This is a genomic window from Corynebacterium sp. ACRPQ, assembly GCF_022347225.1.
GTDB classification, from domain to species: Bacteria; Actinomycetota; Actinomycetes; order Mycobacteriales; family Mycobacteriaceae; genus Corynebacterium; species Corynebacterium tuberculostearicum_D.
The window spans coordinates 1-17940 of sequence record NZ_JAKRNF010000016.1; the positions used below are offsets into that span (position 1 = coordinate 1).

Consider the following 17940-nt stretch of genomic DNA (forward strand, 5'->3'; position numbering starts at 1 on the left):
GGTAGCGGGAGTTTTACTCAACCGCCAACCCAGGCACAGGAACCCGTGGGCAACATCACCGTGAAGGAGAACAGGCAATGCAAAACAGTAATTTCAAGATCGGCGAGGTCGTTGACCAGACTGGGTTGTCGATTCCCACCTTGCGTTATTATGACAACGTCGGCCTGATTACCCCATCGGGGCGTAGCCCTGGTGGGTTCAGGCTTTATAGTGAGGCTGATGTACGTCGTGTTTTGCTGGTGCGACGGATGAAACCGCTGGGGTTTACTCTGGATCAGATGCGAGAATTCCTGGAAGCTGCGGAGATTCTTCATAGTTCAGATGGCGGGCAGGACAGTGATCCCGCACAGCAGGCACGGAGTAATGCCAAGGCCACCCTTGCCGACATTCGTGAGGAGACGCGCACCCGCTACGAAAAGCTACGCAAGCAAATTGCCTACGCTGAGGAATTCCTCGATCTGGTCAACACCCTGGCACCCTAAAGTGCCCCCATCCTTCGCAGGGAGAAAGAGACCATCCGATTGAATGCGCTCTGTCGAGTCGCGTTCCAGATGAAGTGGACGAACGCCCGCGGCCTCTCCGGAGTGGATGGCGATAGTGCAGAGGACTTCTGAAATCCGTGCAGACGACTCCTCAAAACGACACAGTCATCCAAGGTCACATAATCGAAAATTGTCACTTAACCCGTTATTTTACCTACGCGGTGCTGTTGCAAAGTTGGGCCAGGGTCGAAAAGCCTACCCTCAAGACATTAGTTGTCCTTGCTCCGGGGTGCTTAAGCTGTCTCGAATATCCGGCTGACGATCACCGCGTCTGGGTTCGGGTGCCCGTAGGTAAACATCGTGCCCTGGCCCAACTTTGCAACAGCGCCGTCTAAAAGTATGTTCAGATCTCCTTGTTTAAGGATTGAAAACTGTAGTGTCTTGCTGTGGAGGCAGCAAGGTGGCGTATTGAGATGCCAAGTAAGTCCCGTCTTCCCACTTGGCTTTCAGCATCCTGGCGATACACATGACAGTGACATGGTGATCGCCTGCTCGGTGCAGAGATACCGCTTCTGATTGCGCACTGGCTCCGCTGACCCAAGTGTCCTCCACTAGCAGCACGTGCCGACCGGCGACTGCAGCAGGATCTATCACTGAAAAACGATCTGGGCTTATTGTGTGGGACGCGCCGGTGTTATCACCTGAAGATTCTAAAGCCGCTGGTGTGAGACGATTTCGGATATATGACCGAGAGCAGAATTGAGGGCACTAGCAAGTGCCCCACGGTCGCGTCCGGGACTGCGGTTGGTAGAGGGGACGTGAGTTATCACTTCTACCGGACTGACTGCTTGAGCAAGAGTTGGAAGATTATCTCGTAACGTGGTGTACCCTAACCGACTTAACTCAGTGTCCTAAATTGTTCATGACACGTGCAGTTTTATCAATCATGACCGCAACTTCGTGTTGCTCGTAAACATTTTGCATATTCCGGCCAAGGCTGACGTCTATCCACCCATTTGTGGCATGTTCTGACTTTGTCTCCGTTGCAGCTATGGCATCAATGATATTGCTTTGGTCTTTCCAACGGGCATCATTCAAAATGTAGACCACGGCCTTGTCCCAGGCCTGCTCAAAGCTTGGCTCCCTACCGTAGAAGAACGTTGTCTTTAAAGTCGGCGAATATACGCGAAATTCAAACATGTACCTTATTGTAAAAGTGGGGTGTACCACACTGGTACACCCTCTGCCTTAATCAAGAGGTGACGGCATTTATCATATGGATATTCCGTTGAATTTCTGGATCACAATCAAGCACAAATAGATCCCAGAGGGAACCCTCTGCCATCGCTCGACACATTAACGGCTTTTACATGACTGGTAAATTCCCTAGGTACTGTCTCTTCACCTAATGCCAAATCACGCCATAACCGAGAGACACCAGCCCCTTCCATCGCGGGTTCGTCAACGTCTTTAGCCACACATGAAAGGCTATACAAACCCCATTCAGATTCATCAAATGGGTAAGTTCCAAAGTCTCGCATATCCCTACGGAAATCTTGCATCATGACTTCGCGAATTACTTCGTCTCCCCCATGTGTAATTTCGTCAGTTACATAGAGTATCTCTGTGATATCTCGAGCCTTATCCACCCTTTTTAAATACTGCTTATGGAATTGTTCAAGGTCAGACTCTCGAGCGAGGAAGTAAGTTGTAAAAAGAAGAGTTTCGCCCAACATATTAAATCGGATCACCGTTTACAGTGAAAGCTCCAGAATTTGTATACCTAGGCTGAGGGTAGCAGTGTCTTTTATGCACATTGTCTCCGAATAAGTTCGTGTACAAATCCGCATCTTTCTCCGCCTTTGATGGAAGTGCGCAATTTACTACCGCCAATCTTCCCGCCATCGCTGTTGGCAGGAGGTCGAGAATGTAACTCCACTGTAGCGGAGAAGTGTACGCATATTTACATTTATCATAGCCGTACGAAACCCTATTCCTTACGGGTAGTGTAAAGTTATGCACTCAAGTGAGCCTTCCATAGGTAAATATCATTACCCTGAATACTCAGAGTTTGATCAACGTCGAATTGAAGCCAATAACGCGATAGTCGGACTTCTGGCAGGATCACGGCTCGCAACAAATGCCCTCCAGCTTTCCCAAGGGTCACAGGTTCCCTTATCTGAAATGTTTCCAGCAGTAACGCATGTCGAGCGGTTCAATCTTGTCGTAGAGGATGCACGAAACATCCTTTTAGATGCAGAAAGGCATCTAGCTAATCTAGCGATTCCTTATGCACAATCTCTACAAGAAGATCATCTCCAAAGAACCATTAAGGTTCTACAGGATCACGGACTGGACCTTTCTCATCCTGAAGGCGCGCCAACTAACAGGCTCAACGCTTCCAACCTCCATGAGATTTTTTTCCACACCTGTGATGTGCACGTAGGGAGAGCTACCAGCGATGTAGACTCACGATCTTCAATGCTAGAAATTTTCCATCTTCTCAGGAGAATAAGAAACGCAAACACCCACAGTGGCGGACGAGTCAGCTCATCAATCCAAAATGATATGGATTCGCTCAGTGAGGACGCCCTTTCTCATTGGAAAAAAATAAACCAAGGGAAAACCCCTCAGGATATCCAAGGGAATGACGGAAAAATCTCCCTCACTGCGGAACATATATTCACTGAATTCAGCGTCATTAAACAGTTAGGAAGATTAGCTCAAAGATCCTTTATTGAAGTCATGCCCGAAGAGTACTTCGCAAAAGTATCTATAGAACACTTTGTTCGCTCCACAAGCAAACAAAAGAACAGCGACGGATGGAAGAGAAGCCTCGAGCGGCTAACGAAAAGACTTTTCCCCAAAGGATTAAATCAACTGGAAACAGTTGCTCGCGAAGAAGGCCACTGGACTAGAGCCCAGTGGTAGATATGAAAAAAGGGCGCTTTACCGTTAAGCTACACCCCGTAAGGGGGCTGGGAATCGAACCCAGATCTCCTTTTTCCGTGAAAGCTCCCGGACATGAACCGGCTGGAGTCTCTATCTCTAGCTTCCTTTGATCTAAACAATACCTTAAACAAGCGAACAGTTCAATTCACCCCACAGACAGCAACATTTGCAACCAGTGGATTCAAAGGAAGGAGTACTCCTAGAACACCTTACTGCCAAAACAGGCAAGAGAGCTGTGTATTGTTTACGGCCTTAACCGCACTGCCCTAGTCACCATCTCCTCCAGCGCTTCCGGTGACACCGGACATAGACTCGTCGCCTCCAAACCCACATTCACATTCTTGCGCCGAATCGCCACATCCGAATGCGTAAGCCTATGCATCGTGCACTCAAACCCCTCACGGACGGCCCACCGAGCCAGATTGTCCGTCTGATGCGGATCAACCCACGAAGTGCTGTGTCTGCCTGTTTGTCAGAGGCCCAAGTCTGCACCAGCATAAAGATAAGACCCGCGATTATGGGCGCAAGGAGCGTCGTCCCAGGGTCGACGCACCATCGTCGAAATTTTGACGAGAGTTTTCCCTTTTAAGCGGAGCCACGTCGAAATGCTCTGGAGAGGTGCTGTTTGTTCTTTTTGGGAAAGGTCTCTTAGTGCGTTTTCTTGCTAGGTGTATTTTTGCCGTAGCCCATTCATAAAGAATATTTCTAATGTTGGGGTTAAGCACGCGTTGTCGTTGGTCGGAGGCTAAGGGGAGGGGGGGAAGGAATGGCTGGCATTGTGCATGAAGCCCAGGACACGCACCTGTGTGCCTTGTTTATTGGGGCGCACGGGGATACTGGAGACTACGAGTACGCACTAGACACCGCCAACAGTGCCGCCAAGCACCTGCAGGTAATACAAGCGGAGTTGTCTGCTACTTCCCCACTGGCCCGCGACGCCGGCATACTCGCTAAGTTTGTGCGCGCAGCACAACGGAATCTGTCTCAACAACGGCCCGCAGATAATCCTGACGAACTTCTAAACTTAGCCACCAGCCTCAAAGAGTCGCTGGAAGGGGAAGATATGCAACAACCCCCGCCTCCCTGCATGTCATGCATGCTGATAGAAGCGGGGGTTGCGTGCTAAAGAAACGATTTAGTTGGCTCGGCCGGTTTCCTTGCGGTATTTGCGGTAGTAGCGGCGGCCATAGTGGACGGTGCTGAAGGCCGCGATGGCCACAACCACCAGGGCGATAATGCCGATGATGGTGGTAAGGGTGTAGTCACCCTCGCCGGCAGTGCCGATGGGGTTGTCCCACACGCCCAGGCCCCAGATGAGGATGCCAGCGGCTGGGAGGCAAGACAGAATCAGACCCATGCCCACCCAGGTGGAGGTGCGCAGAAGGGAAGAGTGAGGAGCACCGAAGGATACTGGATCGTAGCCCTCAATGTAGGTGTCCTGAATCTTGCCGGAGAACTCCGGGTAGGTCTCGCTGGTGTAGTCAGCGACTGCGTGGGTGTTATCGCTCATGGCGGAGTCTTTCTGTCTTTCTCTCGTTCCTAGTATTCCTACGGAATAACCTTAGCTTAGTCGTCCTTGCCACGGAAAGCAGCACGTGCACGTTCGCGGGTAACCGCGGAAACCGCGGTCAGCGGAACGCCGGCCGGGCAGACATCAGCGCACTCACCGTAGAGGGAGCAGTGGCCAAAGTTGGCTTCCAAGTCGTCGACCATGTTGCGGGCACGGCGGCCACGCTCTTCCTTGCCCAGCGGCATGAGGGAGAGGTGCACCAACTTTGCGCCGGTAAACAGGTGAGCCGCACCGTTCGGGCAGGCAGCAACGCAGGCACCGCAGCCAATGCAGGCAGCGTGGTCCAGCGAGTACTCGGCGGTCTCGTGGTTGAGGTGCATGGTATCCGCATCCGGAGCGGTACCAGCATCCATGGAGACGTAGCCGCCCTGCTCCATGACGTGATCCAGTGCCGCGCGGTCTACGACCACGTCCTTGATGACGGGGTAGGCAGCGGAACGGAATGGCTCCAGCTTGACGGTCTGGCCATCGGTGAAGTTGAACAGGCGCTGCTGGCAGGCAGGGGTGTTCTGGCCAGGGCCGTGCGGGCGACCATTGACGGTCAAACCACAGGTACCGCAGATGCCCTCACGGCAGTCAGAGGCGAAGGCGAAGGGCTCTTCGCCGCGCTCAATGTAGCCTTCGTTGACGTGGTCCAACAGCTCCAGGATGGACATCTGCTCAGAAGCATCGTCCACCTGGACGGTCTCGAAGTGGCCTTCTTGGGTCGGTCCGGCTTGACGCCAGATCTCAAGTGTCAGTTTCATTACTTGTAGTTCCTTGTCATCAGCGGGATCGAATCAAAGTACAGTGGCTCGGCGTGGCGGATGAACTCGTTCTTATTTGCGCCCGGCTCCCAGGCGGAAACAAAGCACCAGTTCTCATCGTCGCGTTCTGCCTCGCCGTCCTCGGTGAGGTGGTCCTCGCGGAAGTGAGCGCCACAGGACTCATCGCGGTCCAGGGCGTCAACACACATGAGCTCACCCAAGTCCAGGTAGTCGGCAACGCGCAGGCCGTACTCCAGCACCTGGTTCATGTCGTTGGACTCACCCGGAATGCGGACATTAGCCCAGAAGTCCTCGCGCAGCTCGCGGATCTTGGTGATCGCGGTCTTGAGGTCCTCGACGTTACGGGACACACCGCAGCCATGGTAGAGGATATCGCCCAGCTGGCGGTGGTAGTAGGACGGACCGTGCGGGTTCTCACCGCGCACGCCCATGAGGCGGTCGATGCGCTCCTGGGACTGTGCCAGGGTTGCCTGTGCCTCTGGGGAATCCTCGGCCAGCTTCTCCTCGTTGAGGTGGTCAGCCAAGTAGTTCGGGATGGTGAATGGCAGGGTGAACCAGCCGTCAACGGAAGCCGAAAGCAGGGAGTTAGCACCCAGGCGGTTAGCACCGTGGTAGGTCCAGGAGCACTCACCGGCGGCAAAGAGGCCGTCGATAGAGGTCATCTCGTTGAAGTCCGTCCACAGGCCGCCCATGGTGAAGTGGCAGGTCGGGGCGATGCGCATCGGGGTCTCATAAGCAGACTCGCCGATAGCCTCCTCGTACATCTCGATGAGGTTGGAGTAACGCTCGCGGATCTTGTCCTTGCCCAGGCGCTCGATGGCATCGCGGAAGTCCAAGTACACCGAGTTGTGCAGCGGGCCAACGCCTAGGCCGGCGTTGATCTGCTGGGAAATGGCACGGGAAGCAACGTCGCGCGGGACCAGGTTGCCGAATGCCGGGTAGCGGCGCTCCAAGAAGTAGTCGCGCTCTTCTTCCGGAATGGTATTCGGGTCGCGGTCGTCACCCTCCTTCTTCGGGGACCAAATGCGGCCGTCGTTACGCAGGGACTCCGACATCAGGATGGTCTTGGACTGCCAATCGGAGTTGACCGGCAGGCCCGTCGGGTGGAACTGCACGAAGGCCGGGGAAGCCAGGTAAGCACCGCTGTCGTACGCACGCATCATGGCGCTGGCATTGGAGTTCTTTGCCAGGGTGGACATGTGGTAGACGTTGCCGTAGCCGCCGGTACCCAGCACAACTGCGTGGCCGGTGAAGGCCTTGAGCTCACCGGTAATCAGGTTGCGGGTAACGATGCCGCCGGCACGCTTCTTACCGTTGTCGTTGTAGACGATGATGTCCTGCAGGTCGTTGTGAGCGAAGAGCTCCACGTTGCCCAGGCCAATCTGGCGGTAGAGCGCCGAGGTGGTGGACAGCTGCAGCTGCTGACCTGTTTGGCCACGGGTGTAGTAGGTACGGGAGACCTGCACACCACCGAAGGAACGGGTAGCCAGGGTGCCGCCGTACTCGCGAGCGAATGGGGCGCCGATGGCGTTCATGTGGTCGATGACGCGAACGGACTCGTTTGCCAGGCGCCAGCAGTCGGACTCGCGGCAGCGGTAGTCGCCGCCCTTCACGGTGTCCTTGGTGTGGCGGTAGGCGGAGTCATTGTCCACCTTCTTGGCACGGGAGGCGTTGACGCCACCCTGCGCGGCAATGGAGTGCGCGCGGCGCGGGGAATCGTGGTAGGTGAATACCTTTACCTTGTAGCCCAGCTCGCCCAGTGCGGCCGCAGCGGAACCAGCGGACAGGCCGGTACCAACCACGAGAACCTCAAACTTGCGGCGGTTCAGTGGGGAGACCAGCTGCATGTGGTCCTTCTGGTGGGACCACATATCCTTCATCGGCACGCCGTGCGGCTCGTGGGATTCCAGGATGTTGCCGGCGGATACGCCCGGAACGATGGACTGTGGGTGCGAGAACTTAGGGTGCTCGCGCTTGAGTTCAGTATTAGTCATGGGTTTCTAACTCCTTTAGCTGACCAAGCCCAGGGCAACGGACAAAGGCATAACGATGTTGCCGATGCAGACAACGGCCGGGATGACGTACGCCAAGATCAGGAAGGTCTGACGCCACTTCGCACCGGTGATACCCAGGTCAGAGGCGGCAAGGCGAATGCCGTGGGTGAGGTGCAGGAACAGGAAGCACATGGCGATCACGTACACGATGGTGACCGGCCAGCGGCTGAAGGTTGCAATCATGTTGGCCTTCACCGCGCCCTCTGCAAAGTCACCTGGGGCGATGGGCTGTACGCCCATGGTCAGGTCCAGCAGGTGGAAGATAATGAACAGCAGCAGAACCAAGCCGGAGACCAGCATGGTCTTGGTGGCGAAGGAATCCAGGCCACCCATGAGGTTGCTGCGGCTGAACTTGCCGCGGGATGCCTTGGAGCGGGCAGTCAAGGCGATCGCGCCGTAGATGTGGGCGATGATGGCGACCAGCAGGACGGCGCGAATGATCCACAATGCGCCCTCATGCGGGAACAACGGCTCGCCCATGGAGCGCAGGAATGCACCGTATTCATCTAGTGCTTCTTCGCCGCCGTGCGCCGGCAAGTACAACTTCAGGTTGCCGGCCATGTGGCCAACAACGAAGAGGGCGAAGAGCAGGCCAGTGACGGCCATGATGAGCTTCAGAACCCAGGAGGGCACTCCCGGCTTCTGGCGGATTGGTTCGTTAGTAATGTGGCCGTGAGTTACTGCCTCACGGTCCGGATTTCTTAAAGTCATGACACCTCCATTGTCGCCCTCACTTTAACTGGGCTTAACCGCTGGTTACTAGTCAATTCCTGCGGCGTTTCACCTAACGGTACGGCGGTACGGTTAAAGTCATAATTCTTTTAGGTAAGGGTTTCCTTAGAAGCCTTGGGGCAAAACGTCACTACCTTGGCTGCTCGGAATTCCGCAATATTGACGTTGCGTAATTCCCTCCGCAGTTGTGAACTTGCTCACCCAGTGTTACTAGAGTGACCGCCTTACCCCTTTATGTGTCAAACTTTCGCATGAAACCCACATGTAGCCCACAGGCGGGTGAACATTCTTCGCAAGATCTTTGCAATTAGGGTTCACACCCGCAGGCCAGCCAGTAACCTTGCCGGCATGAGTAAGACGTATGTGGGATCCCGCCTTCGCCAGCTTCGCCGTGAGCGCGATCTCAGTCAGGCTTCCCTCGCTGCGACGCTGGGTCTCTCCGCCAGCTACGTCAACCAGATCGAACACGACGTCCGGCCGCTCACCGTCCCGGTGCTCCTTCGCATCACCGAGGTCTTCGGCGTCGACGCCACCTTCTTCTCCCGCGACGATGACTCCCGCCTTCTTGCCGAGATCCAGGACGTCATCCAAGACAAGGAGCTCTGCCCCTCCCCCGTCGAGCTGCAGGAGCTCTCCGAGCTGGTCTATAACCACCCCACCGTGGCTCGCACGCTGGTGGATGTCCACCGCCGCTACCGCAATGTGCGCGATAAGCTCTCGCTGGCCACCGATGCCCGCCGCACCACCGAGGCCACCCAGGCCCTATCCATGCCGCACGACGAGGTGCGCGACTTCTTCTACGCCCGCCAGAACTACCTGGACGGCTTGGACCACCATGCAGAACAGCTTGCCGACGCCCTCTCGGTCACCCACTTCGGCATTCGCGACACCGAACATGCCCTGGCCCAGCGCCTGCGCGATCGCCACAACGTAGATATCCGCATCACTTCTCAGATGGATGGCACGCTACACAGCTTTAACCGCGAGACCGGCGAGTTCCGGCTCGCGTCGCGCCTGAGCGAAGGCCAGCGCGCCTTCCGCATGGCCGCGGAGCTGAGCTTCCTCGAGGCCGGGGAGGACATCGCCGCCTTAGTGGAGGAGGAGCCGTTTACCTCGGATGCTTCGCGCAACCTCGCACAGCGCGGCTTGGCCAGCTACTTCGCCGCCGCCACCGTGATGCCCTATGCACTGATGCATTCCGAAGCCGAGCGCTCCGGCTACGACGTGGAATACCTCTGCCAGGTCTTCGGCGTGGGCTATGAATCCGTGGCCTCCCGCCTGTCCACCCTGCAGCGCGATAACCTCCGCGGCATTCCTTTTACTTTTGTCCGCGTCGACCGCGCAGGCAATATGTCCAAGCGCCAATCCGCCACCGGCGTGCACTTTTCCAATAACGGCGGCACCTGCCCGCTGTGGAATGTCTACGAGACCTTCACCCAGCCCGGCATTATCTCCCGCCAGCTGGCGCAGATGCCCGACGGCCGCAATTATCTGTGGATCTCCCGCGCCGTGCAACACCACCAGGGTCGCTTTGGAGATACCAATAAGCTCTTCGCCATCGGCCTAGGCTGCGAAGCCCGCCACGCCGACCGCACCGTCTACGCCGAGGGGCTCGATCTCACCGATCTCTCTACCGCCACCCCCATCGGCTCCGGCTGCCGCACGTGCCCGCGCGAAAACTGCGCGCAACGCGCCTTTCCACCCATCAACGAGGTCATCAACGTCGACGCCCACCGCTCCGCCGTGGCACCGTACTAACGCGCTGCCGCCCAGGTGGAACGCACATAAAAAAGCGGCACCGCGGTCCGCCTCCCTCCGACGAGGGGGGCGAACGGTGCGGTGCCGCTGGCGTCGCACACAAAGGCGACGTCGGCAAGTAGCCCTGCTTAGAGGTTAATCATGTGGCCGCCGATGCCCTCGGCAGCTTCCTTCATGGCCTCAGAGAGGGTCGGGTGAGTGTGAACGTTGCGTCCGATTTCCTCAGCGGTGAGGTCGAAGCGCTGCGCCAGGGTCAGCTCCGGCAGCAGCTCGGATACGTTGGAGCCCACCATGTGACCGCCGATGAGCTCGCCGTACTCGCCGTCCGCGATGAGCTTGACAAAGCCCGCGGTCTCATTGAGTCCGGCAGCCTTGCCGTTAGCGGAGAACGGGAAGGTAGCGACCTTGATGTCGCGGTCCGCGAACTTCTCCTTGGCAGCTTCTTCGGTGTAGCCGAAGGAAGCGACCTGCGGGTTGCAGAAGGTAGCGCGCGGCATATTCATGTAGTCACCCAAGAGCTGGGTCTCCACGCCGGCGATGGTCTCTGCGGCCACAACGCCCTGTGCCTCAGCAACGTGGGCGAGCTGCAGCTTCGCGGTGACGTCACCAATGGCGTAGATGTGGTCAACGTTGGTGCGCATGGTGTCGTCGATGGCAATAGCGCCGCGCTCGGTGAGCTCAACGCCGGTGTTCTCCAGGCCGAAGCCCTCGGTGCGCGGGGCGAAGCCGATGGAGATCATGGCGCGGTCCACGGTCAGGGTGTCCTGCTTGGAGCCGTCCTTAGACTCGACCTCAACGGTGACATTATCGCCGTTGTCCTTCACGGAGGTGGTCTTGTAGCCGGTCAGCAGCTTAACGCCGAGCTTCTTGTACTCCTTGGCAATGGCCTTGGAGACGTCCTTGTCCTCGTTCGGCAGGACGCGGTCCATGAACTCCACGATGGTGACGTCCACGCCGTAGTTGGACAGAACATAAGCAAATTCCATGCCGATGGCGCCGGCGCCGACGATGACCATGGACTTCGGGGCCTCATCGTTGAGGATCTGCTCCTCGTAGGAGACGATGTTGCCGCCGAGTTCTACGCCCGGCAGGGACTTGACCACGGAGCCGGTAGCGATGATGCAGTCATCGAAGGTGACGGTCTTACCCTTGTCATCACCATCGGTGATTTCGATGGTCTTATCGTCCTTGAAGGAGCCAAGGCCGTTGATCTCGGTGATCTTGTTCTTCTTCATCAGGTAATGGACACCCTTGACGATGCCCGCGGAAACCTTGCGGGAACGCTTGTGGGCAACACCGAAGTCGAAGGAGACATCGCCGGAAATGCCGAAGTCCTTGGCCTCATGGTTGAAGGTGTGGGCAACCTCAGCGTTCTTCAGCAGCGCCTTGGAAGGGATGCAGCCTACGTTGAGGCAGACACCGCCCCAGTACTGCTTCTCGATTACGGCAACTTTCTTACCAAGCTGAGCTGCACGGATGGCGGCCACGTAGCCGCCAGGGCCCGCGCCGAGTACTACTACGTCATAATGTTCATTAGTCACGCCCTTTAGGATACGTAACTTTCCCCTCCATGTCGCGCATTGGGTCACACTCTTGTGCCCGAGTACCCCACGCTTCGGGGGTAAAACGCACAAAGGCCCTGCACGGTGGCGTCGGCAAGCGCGCGACGCCCCCAGGCAGGGCTATGGGCTCGGTGTTTTAGAACAGGCCGAGAGCCAGCGCAGCGGTGGAGGACATGGAGGAACCGGTGTGCAGGAACTGGCCCAGAACTTCGTTGATGGCCACGAGGATGGAATCGAAAACGTTCATTATGCTTCTTTCTGTGTTTTTACTTGCCTAGAGCGAGGGATGGGCCCGCGGATGGGGACCGCATTATTCACACGTTTAGTACTAGCGGAGATTGTAGCGCCACCGTTACATACGCGCCGCGTTCAGAATTATGACACACAAACCACATACGTCACAGGTTTTGCTACATTAAAAGGGCTATTAAGGCATAGAGTCTTGCTAACACTCCCGCTATGCGGAACGATACCTACTGAGAAGATTCTCTTAACTCGAGGAAGCTAAAAATATGCATACTTTGCGCTCTATCGGCTCCAGCGTCGCAGGCATCGCCATCGCGGCAGGAGTCCTCTCCGCCCCTCTCGCCTCCGCCGTCGAGCCGGCCGAGATCCAGGGTGACGCCACCCCGTCCACCATCCGCGAGGTAAACCTCACCGACTCGGCGGATGCGGAAAACATCAACTACGCCATCACCACCGAAGGCGAAAACCGCGTGGTAGATATTGCCAAGCTGAAAGATAAGGACAAGTGGAAAGGCTATGCCTTCGGCCACAAGAGTGGCCAGGACAAGCACTACGGCAACCACGTTAAGGCCCTGACCGCCACCTCCGCCGCGATGGGCGGCCGCGAGGTTCCGCTGGCGGTCATCACCCCGGACGGCAACTTTGATAAGCAGCGCCCCACCCTGTACCTGCTCAACGGCGCCGGCGGCGCCGAGCAGGGCATGGACTGGCTGACCGCCACTGCTAACCACGACATCGACCCTGAGGCCGAGGGCGTACAGGACATGGTGGACTTCTACACGTCCAAGGACGTCAACGTGGTCATCCCGCAGGCCGGCGCCTTCTCCTACTACACCGACTGGGTATCTTCCCCGAATAGCGGCTACCTCAAGGGCCCGCAGAAGTGGGAAACCTTCCTCGCCAAGGAGCTACCGGGCGCACTGGAAGAGCACATCGGCGGCAATGGCAAGCGCGCGATTGCCGGCATGTCCATGTCCGCTACCTCTTCCCTGCTGCTGGCGGAGCACAACCCGGGCTTCTACAACGCCGTGGGCTCCTTCTCTGGCTGCGCTTCCACCTCTCGCCCGCTGCCACGCCTGTACACCCAGCTGACCGTCAACCGCGGCGGTGGCTCGGCCGATCAGATGTGGGGCGCTATGGGCAGCGAGTACAACGTATACAACGATGCCTTGGTGAACGCTAATCCGAATAACCTGGGCAAGTCCGAGACTTATGTTTCGGTCAACTCCGGCCTGGGCGGCGCCAATGACTGGGGTGTTCCGGGGTCTTCCACCCTCATCGTTGAGGGCGGCGTCATCGAAGCCGCGATGAACTCCTGCACTCATGACCTCAAGGCCAAGATGGATTCCCAGGGCATGAAGGCGGACTGGAACTTCCGCAATACCGGCACCCACTCCTGGCCGGGCTGGCGCAATGACCTCTTCACCTCCTGGGCAACCTTCGAGCGTGGCTTTGCCAAGGACGCTGCAGAGGCACCGGCCGAGCCGGAGGTAAAGCCCAACGAGCTTTCCATCGAGGCACCGCAGGCCGAGGAAGATGCGCAGGTTAAGGACGCCCCGAGCGCCGCTGACCAGTCCCCGGACAAGGACTTTGTCGAGGGCAAGGACGCAGAGGGCGCAGAGGCTCCGGACGCTGCGGAGGCTGCAGCGGCCGCCGAGGCTGCTGTCGCTGCCGAATAATCAGGAATTCAATAACTACAGGAAAGAAGCACTATGAAGCGCCTAAGCTCCATCCTTGCCGGCACCGCAGTGTGCGCAGGCTTGGCTTGCGCCCCAATGGCGGGGGCCGCACAGCTCACCCCGCAGCAGGTAGCGGGCAACGCCGCCCAGTCCACCCTGGCCCCACTGGAGGTCACCCCAGAGCTGGAGCAGCAGACCTGGTACCAGAAGTACAAGGACGATCCGCGCGTCGAAAAGCTGCAGGCCACCTCCCCAGCCATGAACGGCCGCCAGATTCCGCTGGCCGTCATTCGCGCAACGGATGAGAACCGCCCGACCATCTACCTGCTCAACGGTGCAGGCGGCGCGGAGCAGGACATGGACTGGCTGAAGCTTTCTGACGCCGTCGATTTCTACCACTCCAAGAACGTCAACGTGGTCATCCCGCAGGCCGGTGCTTTCTCCTACTACACCGACTGGGTATCCGAGCCGAACTCCAAGTACCTCAAGGGCCCACAGAAGTGGGAAACCTTCCTCACCAAGGAACTGCCGGGCGCCATCGAGGGCCACATCAAGGCCGATAATCACCGCGCTGTCGCGGGCATGTCCATGTCCGCCACCTCCTCCCTGCTGCTGGCGGAGCACAACCAGGGCTTCTACGACGCCGTCGGTTCCTACGCCGGCTGCGCAGCCACCGCTTACCCGGTAGAGCACAAGGCCGTTGAGCTTACCGTCAACCGCGGTGGTGCGACCGCGGAGCAGATGTGGGGCCCGTTCGGCTCCCCCACCAACCGCTATAACGACGCGATGATGAACCACGAGAAGCTGCGCGGCACGGATCTGTACATCTCTTCCGGTTCTGGGTTGGCCGGAGAAACCGATACGTATTCTTACTATACGAATCAGGGAGCTAACCCTGCTATCGCTGCTGTGGGCTCCGCTCGGCTGCAGGTCGAAGGTGGCGCCATCGAGGCTGGCGTGAACTACTGCACCCACAACTTCAAGGCCAAGCTGGACCAGGCTGGCATCCCGGCGACCTACAACTTCCGCAATACCGGCACCCACTCCTGGCCGCACTGGATTGCGGACCTCAAGGATTCTTGGCCGGTCTTCGAGCGCGCTTTCAATAAATAAGCTCGTTTCTTTCCACGGCTAAAAGGGCGGTAGGCTTGCAGCATTATGAAGTTGCTTCCTACCGCCCTTTCGCGTGCCCACACTGATCCTTATACCGGCGTGGATTTTAATCTCGGTTTCGAGGTTTCCCACTACACGCTGGATCTGACCTACCGCGTGGAGCCCAACCTGCTCCACGGCGAGGCTATTTTGGCCATCCGGGCCGATGAAGATTTGGCGTCCCTGACCCTAGATCTGGGCGGGGCGATGGTGGCTCGGCGCGTGACCGCACAGGGTGCGCCGCGGGTGGCTAAATTCCGCCAGTCCTCCGGGAAGCTGCGCCTGCGCTTTGCTGAGGAGATTGCGGCCGGCACTGAGTTTGAGCTGGTGATTCGCTATGGCGGCAGCCCGCGGCCGATCCGCACCACCTGGGGCGAGATTGGCTGGGAAGAAACCGAGTCCGGTTCGCTGGTGGCCAGCCAGCCCAATGGCGCGCCGAGCTGGTTCCCCTGCGACGATACGCCTTCTGCCAAGGCGCTTTATGACATCATCATTACGGCCGATGACCCCTTTATCGTGGTATCCAATGGAGACCTTGTCTCCCGCCGGGCGGGCGGCTCCACCACGCGCTGGCACTACCGCACCCGCGAGCCCATGGCCACCTATCTGGCGACGGTGCAGGTAGGAGAGTTCTCTACTTTTGATTTGGGACCTTCCACGCGCGCTTGGGCACCGGCCGCGCTGCGCGAGCGCGTGCTGAATGAGTTTGCCCAGCAGCAGGAAATGGTGGACTTCTTCTCTTCCCTCTATGGCCCGTATCCATTTGCGGATTATCAGGTGGTCATCACGGAAGATGAGCTGGAGATTCCGCTGGAGGCGCAGGGCCTCTCCATCTTTGGCTCCAACCACATCAAGGGCGACCACGCCTTCGAGCGCCTCATTGCCCATGAGCTTTCCCACCAGTGGTTTGGCAATTCCGTGGGCCTAGGCGAGTGGAAGGATATCTGGCTCAACGAGGGCTTTGCCTGCTACAGCGAGTGGCTATGGGGCGAGCACAAGGGCGAGACCACCGCGCGCGAGGCGGCACGTTCCCACTACAACGTCCTGGGACGCAAGGCGCAGAACCTCACCGTTTCCGATCCGGGTGCGCACGATATGTTCGATGACCGCGTGTATAAGCGCGGCGCCTTGACCGTGCATGCCATCCATCGCTTGCTTGGCGACGCCTTCTTTACCACCCTCCGCAGCTACCTCACCGAGCACCAACACTCGGTGGTAGAGCCCTCCATGCTGCTGGATGCCTTCCGCGCCGCCGCTCCTGACGCCGCGCTTTTCGACGCCACCGTAGACACCTGGCTTAACCAGAAGGCCCTTCCTCCCTTCCCGAGTTAGTGGCTTTGGCCCCGTTTTGTGGGGTTTTGCCTGCGTTTGTTTGGGGAATGTCTAATCTATTGACCAATCCCTTCTATCCTGTTGACGGGGTGTTTTATCTGGGTAATATAGAACATGTAAACGAAAAGGAAGGGAGGGAACATGCAGACCACCAAGCACGCGGAGATAGACTCCGCCATCGCACAGGTTGCCACTGGGCTCACCCAGCTGCGCAGCCTCATGCAGGATCCCTCCGATCTGTCCTTCGAGCTTCTTCATTCGCATTTCGAACACTTGGAGCGGGCGCTAGGCAATAAGTCCACCATCGACGCCGCCTTCGCTTTCATCGCGGAGCGGGATGACGCCGGCCGCCGCGTTGGTTCTTCCAAGGCCAAGGACTACCTGACCACGCGCCTAGGCCTTACCGATGCCGAGGCCGCCGCCCGCCTCCGCAATGGACGCAACCTCTTCGCACCCATCCCCGATCCGGAGCCCACTCCCCCTGCGGACCCCGATGCGGACGATGCCGCACGCGCCCGAGCCGAAGAGGAATCCCGCCGCCGCGCTGACCGCGAGCGCCGCGAGGAGGAGAAGCGCCGCAAGAAGCTCTTTGAGGAAGATCCTATCCCCGAGCGCATCCTCAACCTCATCGAAAACGAGCTGCGCAGCCTCAGCAAGTACGCCATCCCCGGCCCGAGCGAACTGCGCAACCAGGCTCTCGAGCAGGCCAAGCGTCGTTCCTTCGATTCCCTGCGCGAGTGGCTGCGCAAGGCCATCCGCAAAGCGAATAAGCACGCTCTCAACCCAGCCGGCGAGCCCGATCCGCACGCCGCTACCCGCAAACGCCGCTTTAGTATCTCCCGCCAAGATGCTGATGGCGGCGTGCACATCTCCGGCTATCTCGATGCCTCCGCAGCTGCCATCCTCGCCAGCGCCTTCGCGCCCGCCAAGAATAAGGGCAGCGCGGATCTCAGTGCCGAGGACGATACCCGCACCTATGCCCAGCGCATGGCGGACCAATTAACCGCTGCGCTATCCAGCTATCTTTCCGCCACCCAAAAGAACTCCGACGGTCTCGGCTCCTTCTTCGTCGCCACTACCTTGGAGGAGCTAGAAGCGATGGGCGGAGATACCCGTTTCGCTACCAGCACCGGCATCGAGCTCACCCCGCTCGACCTCCTTCGCCTCGGCGGCGCGCGGCACGATTTCTTCTGCGCTGTGGACGACAAGGGCTTCCCCCTCGAGCTTGGCCGCACCAAGCGCACCGCGTCCCTCTGGCAGAAGCTCGCCCTCGCAGCCTCCGAGCTCGTCTGCACACACCCAGAATGCAACCGCCCGTGGCAGGACTGCGACGTCCACCATCTCCAAGCCTGGTCTCACGGTGGCGCCACCGACCTCAAGAACCTCACTCTGTTGTGTCGCCGGCACCACGTGGACAATAACGACTACCGCGATGGCCGCAACGGAATGGGACACGCCGAACGAGACCCCGACACGGGCCGGGTAGGATACCGAGCCGCCCACACCAACGGCTTATCGCCGACCGTGGAGGTCAACGACCACCCCGCCGCGGAACAAGCCCCGGCCCGCAGGCTCACCGATCCGCCTTCGCCACCGCCCTCACCTCCGGGCGCGGCCTGACCGGGGCCCGCGGCCTGCCACAGCCGCGCGCCCG

General features: G+C 58.5%; 14 protein-coding genes and 1 pseudogene. 7 read left to right on the forward strand and 8 right to left on the reverse strand.

Annotation, left to right across the window (positions count from 1 at the left end; translation table 11 throughout):
• The first annotated feature begins 77 nt into the window (after positions 1-77).
• Positions 78-482: a MerR family transcriptional regulator gene (locus MHY24_RS09490; protein ID WP_005531126.1), complete on the forward strand. Its 405-nt coding sequence runs from the start codon at positions 78-80 to the stop codon at positions 480-482.
• A 293-nt stretch (positions 483-775) separates the two neighbouring features.
• On the opposite strand, the pseudogene MHY24_RS09495 reads toward MHY24_RS09490, so the two are convergent.
• The 3 genes and pseudogenes from MHY24_RS09495 to MHY24_RS09505 all read right to left on the reverse strand — a co-directional run.
• Positions 776-859 (reverse strand): annotated as a pseudogene (locus MHY24_RS09495) (IS6 family transposase); the annotation flags it as partial.
• Positions 860-1385: 526 nt separating this feature from the next.
• Positions 1386-1682 (reverse strand): hypothetical protein, encoded by a 297-nt coding sequence (locus MHY24_RS09500; RefSeq protein ID WP_005531125.1) that lies wholly within the window; start codon positions 1680-1682, stop codon positions 1386-1388.
• A gap of 107 nt (positions 1683-1789) precedes the next feature.
• The gene (locus tag MHY24_RS09505; RefSeq protein ID WP_204610393.1) at positions 1790-2233 is read right to left on the reverse strand and encodes a hypothetical protein; all 444 of its coding nucleotides are present in this window, start codon (positions 2231-2233) and stop codon (positions 1790-1792) included.
• Positions 2234-2498: 265 nt separating this feature from the next.
• On the opposite strand from MHY24_RS09505, the gene MHY24_RS09510 reads away from it, so the two are divergent.
• Positions 2499-3413: a hypothetical protein gene (locus tag MHY24_RS09510; RefSeq protein WP_239230179.1), complete on the forward strand. Its 915-nt coding sequence runs from the start codon at positions 2499-2501 to the stop codon at positions 3411-3413.
• Positions 3414-4569: 1156 nt separating this feature from the next.
• Here MHY24_RS09510 and MHY24_RS09515 read toward each other — a convergent pair.
• Genes MHY24_RS09515 through MHY24_RS09530 form a run of 4 tightly spaced genes read right to left on the reverse strand, consistent with a single transcriptional unit; the run spans position 4570 to position 8536 of the window.
• Positions 4570-4944 (reverse strand): hypothetical protein, encoded by a 375-nt coding sequence (locus MHY24_RS09515; protein WP_239230181.1) that lies wholly within the window; start codon positions 4942-4944, stop codon positions 4570-4572.
• A 56-nt stretch (positions 4945-5000) separates the two neighbouring features.
• Entirely contained in the window at positions 5001-5750 is a 750-nt protein-coding gene (locus MHY24_RS09520; RefSeq protein WP_239230183.1) for a succinate dehydrogenase/fumarate reductase iron-sulfur subunit, read from the reverse strand.
• Positions 5750-7765 (reverse strand): fumarate reductase/succinate dehydrogenase flavoprotein subunit, encoded by a 2016-nt coding sequence (locus MHY24_RS09525; RefSeq protein ID WP_239230185.1) that lies wholly within the window; start codon positions 7763-7765, stop codon positions 5750-5752. Before MHY24_RS09525 ends, MHY24_RS09520 begins: the two co-directional genes overlap by 1 nt.
• 15 nt (positions 7766-7780) lie before the next feature.
• Complete coding sequence (locus MHY24_RS09530; protein ID WP_179387314.1) at positions 7781-8536, reverse strand: succinate dehydrogenase cytochrome b subunit; 756 nt, start codon at positions 8534-8536, stop codon at positions 7781-7783.
• Positions 8537-8905: 369 nt separating this feature from the next.
• Here MHY24_RS09530 and ramB point away from each other — a divergent pair, with 369 nt between their 5' ends.
• Positions 8906-10315 carry an acetate metabolism transcriptional regulator RamB gene (gene ramB, locus MHY24_RS09535; protein WP_239230187.1) on the forward strand — a complete coding sequence of 470 codons (1410 nt, stop codon included), beginning with the start codon at positions 8906-8908 and terminating at the stop codon, positions 10313-10315.
• A gap of 128 nt (positions 10316-10443) precedes the next feature.
• On the opposite strand, the gene lpdA is transcribed toward ramB, so the two are convergent.
• Complete coding sequence (gene lpdA, locus MHY24_RS09540) at positions 10444-11856, reverse strand: dihydrolipoyl dehydrogenase (protein ID WP_005327177.1); 1413 nt, start codon at positions 11854-11856, stop codon at positions 10444-10446.
• Between the two features lie 533 nt (positions 11857-12389).
• On the opposite strand from lpdA, the gene MHY24_RS09545 reads away from it, so the two are divergent.
• From MHY24_RS09545 to MHY24_RS09560, 4 genes are all read left to right on the forward strand, one after another.
• On the forward strand, positions 12390-13802 hold the full coding sequence (locus tag MHY24_RS09545; protein ID WP_239230189.1) for an alpha/beta hydrolase family protein: 1413 nt from the start codon (positions 12390-12392) through the stop codon (positions 13800-13802).
• Between the two features lie 33 nt (positions 13803-13835).
• Positions 13836-14915: an alpha/beta hydrolase family protein gene (locus MHY24_RS09550; protein WP_239193781.1), complete on the forward strand. Its 1080-nt coding sequence runs from the start codon at positions 13836-13838 to the stop codon at positions 14913-14915.
• A gap of 45 nt (positions 14916-14960) precedes the next feature.
• Positions 14961-16286, forward strand: a complete 1326-nt coding sequence (locus MHY24_RS09555; RefSeq protein ID WP_239230191.1) for a M1 family metallopeptidase — start codon at positions 14961-14963, stop codon at positions 16284-16286.
• Between the two features lie 141 nt (positions 16287-16427).
• Positions 16428-17906: an HNH endonuclease signature motif containing protein gene (locus MHY24_RS09560; protein WP_239230193.1), complete on the forward strand. Its 1479-nt coding sequence runs from the start codon at positions 16428-16430 to the stop codon at positions 17904-17906.
• Positions 17907-17940: the final 34 nt, after the last annotated feature.

Excerpts from the sequence above, each read along its gene's own strand:
- MHY24_RS09490 (WP_005531126.1), top strand. The coding sequence starts at position 78 with ATGCAAAACAGTAATTTCAAGATCGGCGAGGTCGTTGACCAGACTGGG.
- MHY24_RS09500 (WP_005531125.1), bottom strand. The coding sequence starts at position 1,682 with ATGTTTGAATTTCGCGTATATTCGCCGACTTTAAAGACAACGTTCTTC.
- MHY24_RS09510 (WP_239230179.1), top strand. The coding sequence starts at position 2,499 with ATGCACTCAAGTGAGCCTTCCATAGGTAAATATCATTACCCTGAATAC.
- MHY24_RS09515 (WP_239230181.1), bottom strand. The coding sequence starts at position 4,944 with ATGAGCGATAACACCCACGCAGTCGCTGACTACACCAGCGAGACCTAC.
- MHY24_RS09520 (WP_239230183.1), bottom strand. The coding sequence starts at position 5,750 with ATGAAACTGACACTTGAGATCTGGCGTCAAGCCGGACCGACCCAAGAA.
- MHY24_RS09525 (WP_239230185.1), bottom strand. The coding sequence starts at position 7,765 with ATGACTAATACTGAACTCAAGCGCGAGCACCCTAAGTTCTCGCACCCA.
- MHY24_RS09530 (WP_179387314.1), bottom strand. The coding sequence starts at position 8,536 with ATGACTTTAAGAAATCCGGACCGTGAGGCAGTAACTCACGGCCACATT.
- ramB (WP_239230187.1), top strand. The coding sequence starts at position 8,906 with ATGAGTAAGACGTATGTGGGATCCCGCCTTCGCCAGCTTCGCCGTGAG.
- MHY24_RS09545 (WP_239230189.1), top strand. The coding sequence starts at position 12,390 with ATGCATACTTTGCGCTCTATCGGCTCCAGCGTCGCAGGCATCGCCATC.
- MHY24_RS09550 (WP_239193781.1), top strand. The coding sequence starts at position 13,836 with ATGAAGCGCCTAAGCTCCATCCTTGCCGGCACCGCAGTGTGCGCAGGC.
- MHY24_RS09555 (WP_239230191.1), top strand. The coding sequence starts at position 14,961 with ATGAAGTTGCTTCCTACCGCCCTTTCGCGTGCCCACACTGATCCTTAT.
- MHY24_RS09560 (WP_239230193.1), top strand. The coding sequence starts at position 16,428 with ATGCAGACCACCAAGCACGCGGAGATAGACTCCGCCATCGCACAGGTT.